The sequence below is a fragment of the Henriciella aquimarina genome (assembly GCF_002088975.1).
GTDB lineage: Bacteria > Pseudomonadota > Alphaproteobacteria > Caulobacterales > Hyphomonadaceae > Henriciella > Henriciella aquimarina.
This window is the reverse complement of sequence record NZ_NCST01000023.1, coordinates 1-13,406: the sequence shown is the minus strand read 5'-3', so window position 1 is coordinate 13,406 and position 13,406 is coordinate 1. Positions and strand designations below refer to the sequence as shown.

Sequence of the window (13,406 nt, the reverse complement as noted above, 5' to 3'; positions counted from 1 at the left end):
AAGCCACACCCGCAGAGGCGCTCTGGCCAATCGCGCCCGCCCGCGCTAGCAGCAGAAGAAATGGTAAATTTGCGCGACGACACTCAGACCGCAGCCCGCCTTACAGCCCTGATTCTCATCGGGCTTCTGGGCGTGAGGCTGGTCTGTATCCTGTTGTCGCCACTCGAACTCTATGCCGATGAGGCGCAATACTGGCGCTGGGGACAGACGCTGGAATGGGGTTATTACTCCAAACCGCCGCTCATCGCCTGGCTGATCCATAGCTCCACAGCGATCTTCGGCGACACCGCCTGGGCGGTGCGCCTGCCTGCCCCTGTCCTGCATACCATCGCCGCCTGGTGCCTCTTCCTTCTGGGGCGCGACCTTGGCGGCCCGAGGGTCGGGCTGATGGCCGGGATCGGCTATGCGCTGATGCCGGCGGTTTTCCTGTCCTCGACGGTGCTGTCGACCGACGGCGTGCTGATGCCGCTCTGGGCGCTGGCGCTCTGGCTGCTCTGGCGCGTGCGCCAGGGTGAGGCGGGATGGCTCGGTTATGCCGGGCTGGGGCTCGCCGTGGGTGCCGGCTTTCTCGCCAAATATGCCATGCTCTATTTCGCGATCGGCACCGGGCTCGTCATGCTGATCGATCCGCCGACCCGGCGTGCACTCCTGTCGCTGAAGGGCGCGATCGCGCTGGCGCTGATGCTGGCCGTCTTCGCCCCGCATCTTGTCTGGAATGCCCAGAACAGCTTCGCCACGGTCGGCCATACGGTCGACAATGCCAATCTCGGCGGCGAGCTGTTCAATCCCGGCCATGCGATCAAGTTCGTGACCGACCAGATGGGCGTGTTCGGCCCGGTCAGCTTCCTCGCCCTGATGGCCGGGCTGATCTTCATGCGGGCCAGCGTCTCCGGCGAGCCGGCCCGGCGTGAGCTCTGGCTGATCTGTTTCACCGTGCCGGTGCTCGTCATCATTCTCTTCCAGGCGGTTCTCTCGCGCGCCCATGCCAACTGGGCCGCGACCGCCTATCCGGCCGGCTCGGTCCTGATCGCGCTCTTCTTCCTGCGCGCACAGGCCAACCGCCCGCTCTGGTTCTGGATTGCCGGGCTGACGGCCATCGGCATCCTGTTCGTGCCGGACTTCACCCTGCTGACGCGCGTGATCATCGGGCTCGTCCTCGCCCTCGTCATCCTTGTCGCCGCCTGGCTCTCGCGCTTCCGGCCGGAGGGCCTGTTCTGGACCGGCCTGTCGATCCATGCCGCCCTCGGCCTGGCGATGAGCATCGTGCTGATGGCCCCACAGGTCTTCGCCGCGCCGCTCGGCCTCGACAATGCGCTGAAGCGCACGCGCGGCTGGGATGCGCTTTCCGACCAGCTCGTCCGGTTCACCGAGGAGACCGGCACGCCAAGCGCGGTCTTGGTGGACGAGCGCGAGATCTGGCACGGGCTCGACTTCTATCTGAAGGACCGTATCGACGCGCCGCTGCTGCTCTGGCGCTATCATGAGAGCCCGCACAGCTTTGCCGAGCGCCAGCCGCTCACCGACGCGCTGGACAATGATGTGCTGATCGCGAGCTACCGCCCCGGCCTGCGCCCGGCCATCGAGGCCGATTTCGAACGTTTCGAGAAAGTCGGCGTGGTCAGCGTCGATCTCGGCACCCGGTCGAATGGCTGCCCGATCGTGCGCGAACTCGTCCTCTATCGCGCCTCCGGCTATGACCAGCTGCCGCGCACACAGGCCTGGCTGGAGCGGTTCGAGGACCAGACCATGGACGCGCCCCCGCCCTGCCCGCCAGCCGATTGACCGTTCCCCCGTTGAATAACGCCCCTCAATCCCGGACACTTGCCACGACATGAGTACGCTGAAGGCCGTTCTCGGGCCGACCAATACCGGCAAGACGCATTACGCCATCGAGCGGATGATGGGCCACAGCACAGGCATGATCGGCCTGCCGCTGCGCCTGCTCGCCCGCGAGGTCTATGACCGTGTCGTCAAGGCGAAGGGCGAGAATGCCGTCGCCCTCATCACCGGCGAGGAGCGGATCGAGCCGCCCAAGGCGCGCTACTGGATCTGCACGGTCGAGGCGATGCCAATCCAGAAACGGGTCGAGTTCCTGGCCGTCGACGAGATCCAGCTCGCCGAGGACGAGGATCGCGGCCACGTCTTCACCGACCGCATCCTGAATGCGCGGGGCACCGCCGAAACCCTGCTGCTCGGCGCCGAGACGATGCGCGGCGTGCTGCGCGACCTCGATCTCGATGTCGACGCAACCACGCGTGAGCGCTTCTCCGAGCTACACTATGCCGGCCCGGCCAAGATCACCAAGCTTCCCAAACGCTCCGCCGTCGTCGCCTTCTCGGCGGATCAGGTCTACGCCATCGGCGAGCTGTTGAAGCGCCAGAAGGGCGGCGCGGCCATCGTCATGGGCGCGCTCAGCCCCCGCACCCGCAACGCCCAGGTCGAGCTCTACCAGTCCGGCGAAGTCGACTATCTCGTCGCCACCGACGCCATCGGCATGGGGCTCAACCTCGATGTCGACCGCATCGCCTTTGCCGCCCGCTCCAAGTTTGACGGGCGCCGGCACCGCTGGCTCTCGGCGGCCGAAGCCGGCCAGATCGCGGGCCGCGCCGGGCGGTTCCGCAGTGATGGCGAGTTCGGCGAGACCGGTGACTGCCCGCCCTTCGAGGAAGATGTCATCCGCGCCATCGAGGAACATCACTTCGAGCCGGTCGACTCGCTGCAATGGCGCAATTCCGATCTCGACTTCCGCTCCATCAAGACGCTGATCGCCAGCCTGTCGCGGCCCTCGGGCCACCCGGCCCTGCGCCAGAACCCGCATGCGCTGGACGAATGGATCCTCAGGCGCATGGCCGAGGATGGCGATATCGGCCCGGAGGTGCGCGGCGAGAAGAATGTCCGCCGCCTGTGGGACCTTGCCCGCCTGCCTGATTTCAGAAAGGCCGGTCATGAAGGCCATGGCCGTCTTGTGCTCGGTCTCGCCGAAACCCTGGCCGACCCGGATGCACGCCTTGGCGACACGGCCATGGCGATGCGGCTGGAAAACCTCGAAACCAATGTGCCCGACATCGCGACCTTGCAGCACAGGCTTGCCATGATCCGCACATGGACGTATGCGGCCCACCGCGATGACTGGCTGGAGAATCCGGCCTATTGGCGCGAAAAAACCCGTGAAATTGAAGACAGGTTGTCTGATGCCCTTCACGGCGCGCTCACATTGCGCTTTGTTGACCGCCGGACCACGGCCCTGCTCGCCGGCCTCAAAAGGGAAGACCTGCTCGTGACCGAACTGTCAGACAATGGCGAAGTGACCGTCGAAGGCCATGTCGTCGGCAAGCTTGTCGGCCTCCACTTCGAACCCGCTTCGACCGCCCAGACGCTGGAAGGCCGCGCCGTGCGCTCGGCCGCCGTCTCCGCGCTCGGGCCGATCATGGCCGAACGCCTCGGCGAGATTGCCGGCGCCCCGGCCGAAGCCTTCACGCTGACCGATACCGGCACCATCGCCTGGAAAGAGGCCGACATTGCCCGCCTCCAGCCCGGGCCGGACTGGCTGGCGCCCAAGGTCGAACTGATTGGCGCCGATGACGCCGAGGCCCATCGCAAGGACGCGGCCCTGAAACGGATCGAGGAATGGCTCGGCACGGAAATGATGCGCGTCCTGCCCACCCATGCCAAGCTGAAGACCGGCGAGACCGGGAAGGAGCTTGAAGGCATGGCCCGTGGACTGGCCTTCCGCCTGCTGGAAAGCGGCGCGGCCATCGACCTGCGCGAGGAAAGCCCGCCGCCGCACGTCACCAAGGAACAGCGTGAGGCGATGAAGGCCGCCGGCCTGCGCTCAGGCCGGGTCGCTGCCCACATTCCCGAAGCCCAGAAACCGGCCGCCCAGCGCATGATCGCCATCCTGCAGGCCAGCCAGACCGGCGAGACGCGCCGGGTCGCCCCGGAGGGCGCCGGCTCCTTCCCCCTCGACGGCGAATGGGCCGAAAGCGAACTGCATGCGCAGGGCTATCTGCGCTTCGGCAAGCGCGCCGTGCGTGCCGATCTCGCCGAGCGGCTCGGCTGGGAGATTTCCAAGCGCCGCCGCGAAGCCGGAACGCCCGCCTTCGAACTCCCGGCCGAACTCGCCTCGGTCGTCTCGTGTCCGGGCGACGAGTTTCCGGCCATCGTGAAGGGCTTCGGGCTTGCGCCCGCCGAGAAGGACCCGGAGACCGGCGCCGTCACGAAATGGCGCTATCTCTCACGCCACCGCCAGGACAGCGCCCCGCGCGGCCGCAAGCCGGGCGGCGGCAAACCACCGAAAGGCAAAGGAGGCGGCAAGCCTCACAAGCCCCGCGGCAAGGGCCCGCGCCCGCAAGCAGCCCGCCAGCCGGACCCGGACAGCCCGTTCGCAGCGCTCGCCAGCCTGCTACCGCCACCGCCTCCGCCGCCAAAGCCCAAGCCGAAGAAGAAAAAGAAGCCCAAGGCCGAGACCGCGACCAAACCTGAAGCCGCAAACACGCCCGAGGCGGGTGAAAGCAAGACGGAAACCCCCGCCGAGCCGGCTGACAAGAAGACCACCCCGGACAGCGGCGACGTCGCCAATCCATCGACAGGCACACAGTCATAGACGAGCCGGTCCGCCTCGATGTCTGGCTATGGCGCGCCCGGTTTTTCAAGACGCGCGCCCTGGCGGCCGGCTTCGTTTCCGGCAAGGGCGTCCGGCTCACCCGCAATGGCGATACCCGCAAAGTCGGCAAACCGGGCTACAGGCTGGCGACAGGCGATATTGTAAGTTTCCCGCTAAAGGCACAAATAGTGACAATTCGCGTGCTTTCCGCCGGGACGCGCAGAGGTCCGGCGACCGAAGCCCGGACGCTCTATGAAAGCCTGGAAGACGGCGACAAGGGAGAGGCCTGATGCTTGAGGGATTGAAAAAGCTGTTCTCATGGGGCCCTCAACCGGTCCAGCGCGAGATCGACCCGCAGGTCGCCGCCGCCGCGCTGCTCGTCGAGGCCGCCCTGGTGGATGGCGTCTATGCCAATCTCGAGAGCGACCAGATCGCCGAAATCCTGCTCGAAAGCATGGGACTGGATGCCGACCGCGTCGATGAGGTCCTCCGGCAGGGCGAAGAACTCGCCGAGGATTCCACCGGCGCGCACGAGTTTACCCAGCATGTGAAGAAACTGCCGCTGCTCGACCGGGTCCGCGTGATCGAGGGGCTTTACCTGGTTTCCCTGGCCGACGGGGCTGCCTGCAAGTTCGAGGAAGCCTTCATCCGGCACGTCGCGAGCCTGCTTCATGTCGATGACATTCGCCGCGCCCAGGCACGCAGGCGCGCTGAATCGCGCCAGCCGCAGTGATTGACACCGCGCCTGATCGCGGCCACATGCAGCGCGAAAATCATTATAAACGAGCCCAGAAACGCCCATGACCTACATCGTTGTCGACGCCTGCATCCGTTGCAAATACATGGATTGCGTCGAAGTCTGCCCGGTTGACTGCTTCTATGAAGGCGAAAACATGCTCGTCATCCATCCGGATGAGTGCATCGACTGCGGCGTCTGCGAGCCGGAATGCCCGGTCGAGGCGATCAAGCCGGACACCGAGGACGACCCGGATTCAAAGTGGCTGAAGCTCAATACTGAGTACGCCAAGGTCTGGCCCAACATTACCCGCATGAAGGAGCCGCCCGCCGACCGCGAAGAGTTTGCCCAGGAAACCGGAAAGCTTGAAAAGTACTTCAGCGCCGAGCCGGGCGAGGGGGATTGAATACTACACCCTGTCACGTAGCGGTTGTGAAATAGTCGTTTTTCTGATATGTATTAACAGTCAAACTTTTGAGGGAGCCTGCAGCCATCTCCGGACCGACTGAAATTGTCTCCGGGGAAGCGTAGGCTCTTATTGCGTAGAAAGGCACTCATTTCATGGCAAAGCAAGCACAGGGTGATGTTCAGGAACTCGTCTTCGAGATCGGTCAGTCCGTTGTCTATCCGGCCCACGGCGTCGGCAGCGTAACGGCGATCGAGAAGCAGACCGTCGCGGGGATGTCGCTCGAAGTGTATGTTGTCTCCTTCGATCAGGACAAGATGATCCTTCGCGTCCCGACCAATCGCGCCGAGGCCTCCGGCATGCGCGCCCTGGCCGGCTCGAAGCTGGTCGACGATGCCCTGAAGACCCTCGGCGGCAAGGCCCGCATCAAGCGCACCATGTGGTCGCGCCGCGCCCAGGAGTACGAAGCCAAGATCAATTCCGGCGATCTAATCTCGATTGCGGAAGTCGTGCGCGACCTGCACCGCGGCGAAGACCAGCCCGAGCAGTCCTATTCCGAACGCCAGCTCTATGAGAGCGCGCTTGACCGGATGGCCCGTGAACTGGCCGCCGTCGAGAACACCGACCACGAGACCGCCATGGAGCGTCTCGCCAAGTCGCTGGCCAAGAAGAAGGCTGCCTGAGCCAGGCCCTGATCTTTAAAAAACTTTCGGAAAACCCTGCCCTCACCGGCAGGGTTTTTTCTTGGCCGGAAGACAGGCCTGCGGAAAATCCGGCGAAAATGTGATCCGCCCGGCCATGGGCTGCGTAGTCAGGGTGCAGAAAAAAGAATCAGCACCCGGGCAAGGAGCAGACAATGGCCACGTCCATGACATCCGAAACAGCTGATCGGCAGTATGTCAGAACGGCGATGAACAAGCCCATGCTCACTCAGGAGCATGAGCTGGACCTTGCCCTGCGATGGCGCGACGAACGCGACGAAGAGGCCCTGCATGAGCTGACCAGCGCCTATATGCGCCTCGTCATCTCCATGGCCTCGAAATTCCGTCATTACGGCCTGCCCCTGTCGGATCTCGTGCAGGAGGGCAATGTCGGCCTGATGCAGGCCTCGATGCGCTTCGACCCGGACAGGGCGGTGCGGTTCTCGACCTATGCTTCCTGGTGGATCCGGTCGTCCATTCAGGATTTCGTCCTGCGCAACTGGTCGATCGTGCGCACCGGCACGACGGCGGCGCAGAAATCCCTCTTCTTCAACCTCAAACGACTGCGCGCGAAGATCGGCGACACTGACGACACCGTCATCTCACCGGAGAACCGGCACTGGGTCGCCACGCATCTCGGCGTCGCAGAACGCGACGTCGATGCCATGGCGTCGCGCCTGTCGGCCTCCGACCGCTCACTCAACGCGCCGCTCGCCACCGACAGCGAGACCCAGTGGCAGGACCTGCTCGAGGACGAGACCGCCGTCACCGAGGAGCGCGTCATGGAGGCCCGCGACGGCGCCCGCCGCAAGCGCTGGATCGCCGAAGCGCTAAAAACGCTGAACGAGCGCGAAACCCTGATCATCCGCGAACGCCGGCTCACCGACGACACGGTGACGCTGGAAGTGCTCGGCCAACGCCTCGGCATCTCGAAGGAACGCGTGCGCCAGATCGAGCATCAGGCGCTCGGCAAGCTGCGCAAGGCGCTTGTCACAATGGTCGGCGATCCCAACGAGACCGGCCTGCTTCCGGTCTGACACTGTTTTCATCCCTGCAGAAGCCTTAAGGGCCGCAAGCTCACTTGCGGCTCTTTTTTTTGTTCCCATATTCTTTTTGACGGGGCCGCTGCTGAGCGGGGTCCCTAGCGAAAACAGGGTAAGGTGCATCCCGTATGGCCCGGCCCGTAACAACCTTTAGATCTGCCTTTGAAAGGGGATAACAGATGAATTTTGACACCTATACAGAGCGTGCCAGAAGCATACTCCAGTCGGCCCAGACCGCGGCCCTGGCAGCTGGTCACCAGGTTTTTCTTCCCGAACATATCCTCAAAGCCCTGCTGGAAGACCGCGACCGGCTGGCGGCCAATCTGATCCGGTCTGCCGGCGGCAAGCCGGAACTCGTCGAACAGAAAACCGAGGAAGCCCTGCGCGCCCAGCCCCAGGTCAGCGGCGGCGATGCGGGCCTGCGGCTCGACCAGAAAACCGCGAAACTCTTCGCCGACGCCGAAGCCGCCTCGAAACAGGCCGGCGACAGCTATGTCACCGTCGAGCGTATTCTCGTGGCGCTGGCCGGGCTGGCCGGCTCGAAGGCTGCCGAAGCGCTCAAGACGGGCGGCGTCGACAAGGCCGGGCTTGAAGGCGCTGTCACACAGCTGCGCCAGGGCCGCACCGCCGACACCGAGAACGCCGAAGAAGGCTATGAAGCGCTCAAGAAATATACGCGCGACCTGACGGCCGATGCCCGGTCGGGCAAGCTGGATCCGGTTATTGGACGTGACGAGGAGATCCGCCGCACGGTGCAGGTGCTCTCGCGGCGCTCGAAGAACAATCCCGTCCTGATCGGTGAGCCAGGCGTCGGCAAAACCGCCATCGCCGAGGGCCTGGCCCTGCGGATCATCAATGGGGACGTGCCGGAAAGCCTGAAGGACAAGCGCCTGCTCGCCCTCGACATGGGTGCACTGATCGCCGGCGCGAAGTTCCGCGGCGAGTTCGAAGAGCGGCTGAAGGCCGTCATCAAGGAGATCGAACAGGCCGAAGGCGGCGTCATCCTCTTCATCGACGAGATGCACACTTTGGTCGGCGCCGGCAAGACCGACGGCGCCATGGACGCCTCCAACCTCCTCAAACCGGCGCTCGCGCGCGGGGAACTGCACTGTGTCGGCGCCACGACGCTCGACGAATACCGCAAATATGTCGAAGGCGATCCGGCGCTCGCACGGCGTTTCATGGCCGTCTATGTCGATGAGCCGACCGTCCAGGACACCATCTCCATCCTGCGCGGCCTGAAGGGCCGCTACGAGGCCCACCACGGGGTCCGCGTTTCGGATGCAGCCATCGTTTCGGCGGCAACGCTGTCGAACCGCTACATCACCGACCGCTTCCTGCCGGACAAGGCCATCGACCTTATGGACGAGGCGGCCTCCCGCCTGCGCATGCAGGTCGACTCCAAGCCGGAAGCGCTCGACGAGATCGACCGGCGCCTGCTGCAGCTGAAGATCGAGGCCGAAGCCCTGAAGAAGGAAAAGGACCAGGCCTCGAAAGACCGGCTCGCCGCCATTGAGGAGCAGATCGAGGATCTGCAGGCCCAGTCCGACGAGCTGTCGACCGCCTGGGCGGCCGAAAAGGACAAGCTGAAAGGCGCCGCCTCTGCCAAGGAAGAGCTCGACCGGGCGCATGCCGAAATGGCCGAAGCCCAGCGCCGCGGGGATCTCTCGCGTGCCTCGGAGCTGAAATACTCCGTCATCCCGCAGCTCGAAGAGCGGATCGCGGCGGTCGAAAAGGCCGAGACCGACAATGGCGAAGCCCAGGAAGGCCTCGTTTCCGAGGTCGTGCGCCCGGAACATGTCGCTGCCGTCGTTTCCAAGTGGACCGGTATCCCGGTCGACAAGATGATGGAAGGCGAGCGCGACAAGCTGCTGCGCATGGAAGACGCCCTGCACAAGCGGGTCGTTGGCCAGGACGAAGCGCTGGCGGCCGTCTCGAATGCGGTGCGCCGCGCCCGGGCAGGCCTGCAGGATCCAAACCGTCCGATCGGCTCCTTCCTGTTCATCGGCCCGACCGGCGTCGGCAAGACGGAGCTGACCAAGGCGCTGGCGGAATTCATGTTCGACGACGACACCGCCGTGCTCCGGCTCGACATGTCGGAGTTCCAGGAGAAGCACTCGGTCGCCCGCCTGATCGGGGCGCCTCCGGGCTATGTCGGCTATGAGGAAGGCGGCGTGCTGACCGAAGCCGTCCGCCGCCGGCCCTATCAGGTCATCCTGTTCGACGAGGTGGAGAAGGCCCATCCGGACCTCTTCAACACCCTCCTGCAGGTGCTCGATGACGGGCGTCTGACCGATGGCCATGGCCGCACGGTCGACTTCCGCAACACGATCATCATCATGACGTCGAACCTGGGCGCCGATGCGCTCGCCAGCGGCGATGCCGGCGAGATCAGCGAAGCCCAGCGTGAGGCGGTGATGACAGCGGTGCGGGCCCACTTCCGGCCGGAATTCATCAACCGGATCGACGAGATCGTCTTCTTCAAGCGGCTCGGCCGCGCGGAGATCGACCATGTTGTCGACATCCAGATGGACCGGCTCTCGAAGCTGCTCGCCGACCGCAAGATCAAGGTCGATCTTTCGGAGGCCGCCCGCACTTGGCTGGCCGACCGCGGCTACGACCCGGTCTATGGCGCCCGCCCGCTGAAGCGGGTGATCCAGAAGGAGCTTCAGGACCCGCTGGCCAGGCTGGTTCTCGAAGGCAAGGTGCCTGACAGTTCGACGGTGACCGTCGATGTCGAGGGCGATGCGCTCTCGATCAACGGCGTGCCGAACGACTTTGCCAAGGGCGCGGCCGCCCTGAACTAGGCGGCCCTGCCCCATTGCCTGCAAACCCGGCCACCCGGCGCGTTTGACGCGCCGGGTGATTTTTTCGGAGAGACAATCCTCTCACGCGAGGGGTTTGGCCACCTCCCCTTACGGCAACAAGGGACGTCAGCGAGACGCCGGCAAGCCATAAATTATTTCAATCCCGTCAAACTGTTGTCACTGCTACAGATCCGACTCCATGCAAATGTGCATGCCTGATTTACAGCTTTATGCACTTCACAAATGCTGCAGGTGCGAGATGTTTATTGTGCACCCGCGAAATACGTGGGGCTCAATCGCGGACAACGATCCGCTAGCTCAACACAAGAGGGCTGATAAAATGAAATTTCGCGTTTCCTCCTCCATCCTTTTCGCAATGGCTGTCTTTGGTGGCGGCATGGCTCAGGCCGATGACCTCACCGAAGTGAATGCCGAACTGACCTTCGACAAAAGCAAGCTGGCGACCGAAGCCGGCGCTGCTGAAGTGCTGGCCGACTTGGAAAACCAGGCTCGCACGCACTGCCGCAAGGTTTCCATGGTGACCGTCGGCCTCTCCGTCGACGAAGTCTGCGCCAAGGACATGATGGTTCAGGCCGTCGACATGATCGGCAATGCCAACCTCACAGCACAATATGCCTCTTCGGACTATTACGTTGAGGGTGTGTCTGACCGGATGCAGCTGGCCGCCCGCTAAGGCTTGAGGCCAAACTGCTTCCAACAGAAAAGGCTCCAGCCCAACGTCCCGGGCTGGAGCCTTTTTCGTTTACGGCGCTTCTTTTTCCCTGAAAAAGCCCGCCCGGCTCAGGGCGCCGGCGGGGCGCTTCCATCGGTGTCGGAAGGCGTGTCGCCACCGGAAACCAGCGTCATGCCGCCTGCATTACGCATCGCATCGATGGCATTCCGGCGCGCCTCGAAGGCCTTCATGACCTCAGGCGTTTCCGCCAGCTTGCGCCCGGTCGGCAGGTCCAGCGTCATGGCGTTGACCTGCTTGTCATTGACCAGGACTTCATAATGCAGGTGCGGGCCTGTCGAGGCACCGGTCGAACCGACATAGCCGATAATGTCGCCCTGGCGCACGCGCTTGCCGGAGCGGATGCCGGGGCCGAACTTGGACAGGTGGGCATAGGCGGTGTCATAGCCATTGGCGTGGCGGATGCGGACATAATTGCCATAGCCGCCATAGCGGCTGGACCGCTCGATCGTCCCGTGGCCGGCGGCATAGACCGGCGTGCCGGTCGGCGCGGCGAAATCTGTGCCCTTGTGCAGCTTGTTGTAGCCGGAGATCGGGTGGCGGCGATAACCGAAATTGGACGACAGCCGCGCGCCATTGATCGGCGTCTTCATCAGGAATTTCGTGGCTGCCTCGCCATCGCGATTGAAATAGTCGGTCGCGCCGTCATCGCCGGGCGTGAAGCGGTAATAGCCCTTGTCGAGCGCCTGCCCGTTGATCGCGGCATAGAGCACATTGCCCGTCTCGACCGGGTTGCCGCGCTCATCGACCATTTCCTCATAGACGATCTCGAAGCGGTCGCCGGGATGGATGTCGCGCTGGAAATCGACGTCATAGGCAAAGACGCGCGCAAAATCGACGACCTGCTGGTCATGCGCGCCCTGGTCGAGGGCGGCGGCATAGATGCTGGTCTCGATGGTCGTCTCGATATGCTTGGGCACCGGCTTGGTGTGTGCGGTAAGCACCAGCGGCGTATAGGCCCCGTCGCTCTGGCGCTTGGACAGGATCTGGCGTCCGCTCTCGGCCGAGACCGACAGCGAGGTCAGCTCGGCGGTCTGCGGCGCGCCGCGGAACTGGGCCGTCACCGTCAGGCCGGGGCGCACCCGGCGCGGGTCGATCAGCTCGGCATCATAGAGCGCCTGCAGCGAGCGCGCGGCCGCGGAGGGCTCTGCGCCAAGGTCGGTGACCAGCTCGATCAGCGTCTCTCGCGGCTTAAGCTCGGCGCTGCGGCTTTGCGTTTCGGCCGATTGTGTGAACTCTTCAGCCGACAGGACCGTTGTTGCCAAGGGTGTGGCCAGCTGAACAGCGGGCGGGGTCTGCGCCTCGGCGCGTCGCGATTGCGCAACGAAATACAGGGTCGACAGGCAAGTGGCGGTTGCCACGGCGCCCAGCAGGACGAGACTGGTCATGCCACGGGAAAACTGGAAATTCAAAAAATGGGCCTCCTCTTGTTCAGCGTGCCTAGCGCGAACGTCTGAGTCAATTTATTGCCCCAATCGGTTGATCTGCTTGCACGTGTTTATCGGCAAAGCTTTAATCAATCCGGCCCGGAAGTGTCTTAAATTCAACATCAGGTGGTGGGCAAGTCACTATATGCCCCTTATTGCAGCGTCTTTTGTTAAATTTCAGGCATCTTAGCGCATGGCAACCTCCCGCTCCAGATCCAGACCCTGGCTCGTTGCCGCCGGCATTCTCCTCGTGGGACTGCTGGTCGCCGGCCTGCTGATCTGGGTTTTCCGGGCCCCGCTCGGCGGCTGGGCAGCCCGCAAATGGTGCTCCAGCCAGGACCTCACCTGCGAACTCGATGTGCGCGGGCTCGGCCTCTCCGGACTGACCGTCGAGAATGTGAAAATCACCGCCCCCGACGGCTCGGTTCCGGTCGAGGCGCAGCGCGCCCGCGTGACGCTGGAGTGGCCGGGCTTTCTCAAGCCCGCCGTCACGCTCGTCGACATCAAGGCCCCGGTCGTGCGCGCAAGCTATCATCCCGACGAGACGGACCAGCCGTTCCGGCTGGGCGGGCTGGAAAAGCTGATGACCTCGGACTCTTCCGGCACCTCCATGGAGATCCCCGAAATCGACGTGTCCGAGGCGCGGATCGAACTCGACACCCCCGCCGGCCCGGTCGTCATGCATGGCACGATGAGCGGCAAGCTGCCCTATCGCGGCACGGTCCAGGCCCGCATCGAGCCGCTGGAGCTGACCTCCGGTGACGATATGCTGGTCCTGCGCGAAGGCGATGTCGATCTCAGCTTTGTCGGCTTCAAGGTGGACGGCTCGGCCCGCCTCGACCTGAAGGCCGCGACCTTTGACGGGCTGAGCGCGGAAAACATCACCCTCGATGCCGAAATGGCCGACACCCTGCAGCCGAAGATTAACTGGC

11 protein-coding genes are annotated in these 13,406 nt (G+C 64.1%); 10 read left to right on the top strand and 1 reads right to left on the bottom strand.

Going from position 1 to position 13,406, the window contains the following annotated elements; all coding sequences use genetic code 11:
• The first annotated feature begins 60 nt into the window (after positions 1-60).
• The 9 genes from B8784_RS03455 (at position 61) to B8784_RS03415 (ending at position 10,990) form a co-directional block, all read left to right on the top strand.
• The gene (locus tag B8784_RS03455; protein ID WP_084396230.1) at positions 61-1,782 is read left to right on the top strand and encodes an ArnT family glycosyltransferase; all 1,722 of its coding nucleotides are present in this window, start codon (positions 61-63) and stop codon (positions 1,780-1,782) included.
• A gap of 49 nt (positions 1,783-1,831) precedes the next feature.
• The gene (locus tag B8784_RS03450; RefSeq protein WP_084396229.1) at positions 1,832-4,603 is read left to right on the top strand and encodes a helicase-related protein; all 2,772 of its coding nucleotides are present in this window, start codon (positions 1,832-1,834) and stop codon (positions 4,601-4,603) included.
• A complete protein-coding gene (locus B8784_RS03445) occupies positions 4,582-4,893 on the top strand; it encodes an RNA-binding S4 domain-containing protein (protein ID WP_084396228.1) in 312 nt (103 codons plus the stop codon). Before B8784_RS03450 ends, B8784_RS03445 begins: the two co-directional genes overlap by 22 nt.
• Positions 4,893-5,336, top strand: coding sequence for a tellurite resistance TerB family protein (locus B8784_RS03440; RefSeq protein ID WP_084396227.1), 444 nt, complete (start codon positions 4,893-4,895; stop codon positions 5,334-5,336). The genes B8784_RS03445 and B8784_RS03440 overlap by 1 nt, the downstream gene beginning before the upstream one ends.
• Positions 5,337-5,403: 67 nt before the next feature.
• Positions 5,404-5,745, top strand: a complete 342-nt coding sequence (gene fdxA / locus B8784_RS03435; RefSeq protein WP_084396226.1) for a ferredoxin FdxA — start codon at positions 5,404-5,406, stop codon at positions 5,743-5,745.
• Positions 5,746-5,900: 155 nt separating this feature from the next.
• Positions 5,901-6,428 carry a CarD family transcriptional regulator gene (locus B8784_RS03430; protein ID WP_084396225.1) on the top strand — a complete coding sequence of 176 codons (528 nt, stop codon included), beginning with the start codon at positions 5,901-5,903 and terminating at the stop codon, positions 6,426-6,428.
• A gap of 173 nt (positions 6,429-6,601) precedes the next feature.
• Positions 6,602-7,483 carry an RNA polymerase factor sigma-32 gene (locus tag B8784_RS03425; RefSeq protein ID WP_084396224.1) on the top strand — a complete coding sequence of 294 codons (882 nt, stop codon included), beginning with the start codon at positions 6,602-6,604 and terminating at the stop codon, positions 7,481-7,483.
• 185 nt (positions 7,484-7,668) lie between these two features.
• The gene (gene clpB / locus B8784_RS03420; protein WP_084396223.1) at positions 7,669-10,296 is read left to right on the top strand and encodes an ATP-dependent chaperone ClpB; all 2,628 of its coding nucleotides are present in this window, start codon (positions 7,669-7,671) and stop codon (positions 10,294-10,296) included.
• Between the two features lie 340 nt (positions 10,297-10,636).
• A complete protein-coding gene (locus tag B8784_RS03415) occupies positions 10,637-10,990 on the top strand; it encodes a UrcA family protein (RefSeq protein ID WP_158085558.1) in 354 nt (117 codons plus the stop codon).
• A 107-nt stretch (positions 10,991-11,097) separates the two neighbouring features.
• Here the strand turns inward: B8784_RS03415 and B8784_RS03410 are convergent, their stop codons facing one another.
• Entirely contained in the window at positions 11,098-12,459 is a 1,362-nt protein-coding gene (locus B8784_RS03410; RefSeq protein WP_233355947.1) for a M23 family metallopeptidase, read from the bottom strand.
• Positions 12,460-12,667: 208 nt separating this feature from the next.
• Here B8784_RS03410 and B8784_RS03405 point away from each other — a divergent pair.
• The coding region (locus B8784_RS03405) for an intermembrane phospholipid transport protein YdbH family protein (protein ID WP_143435268.1) at positions 12,668-13,406 on the top strand (739 nt) is incomplete at its 3' end.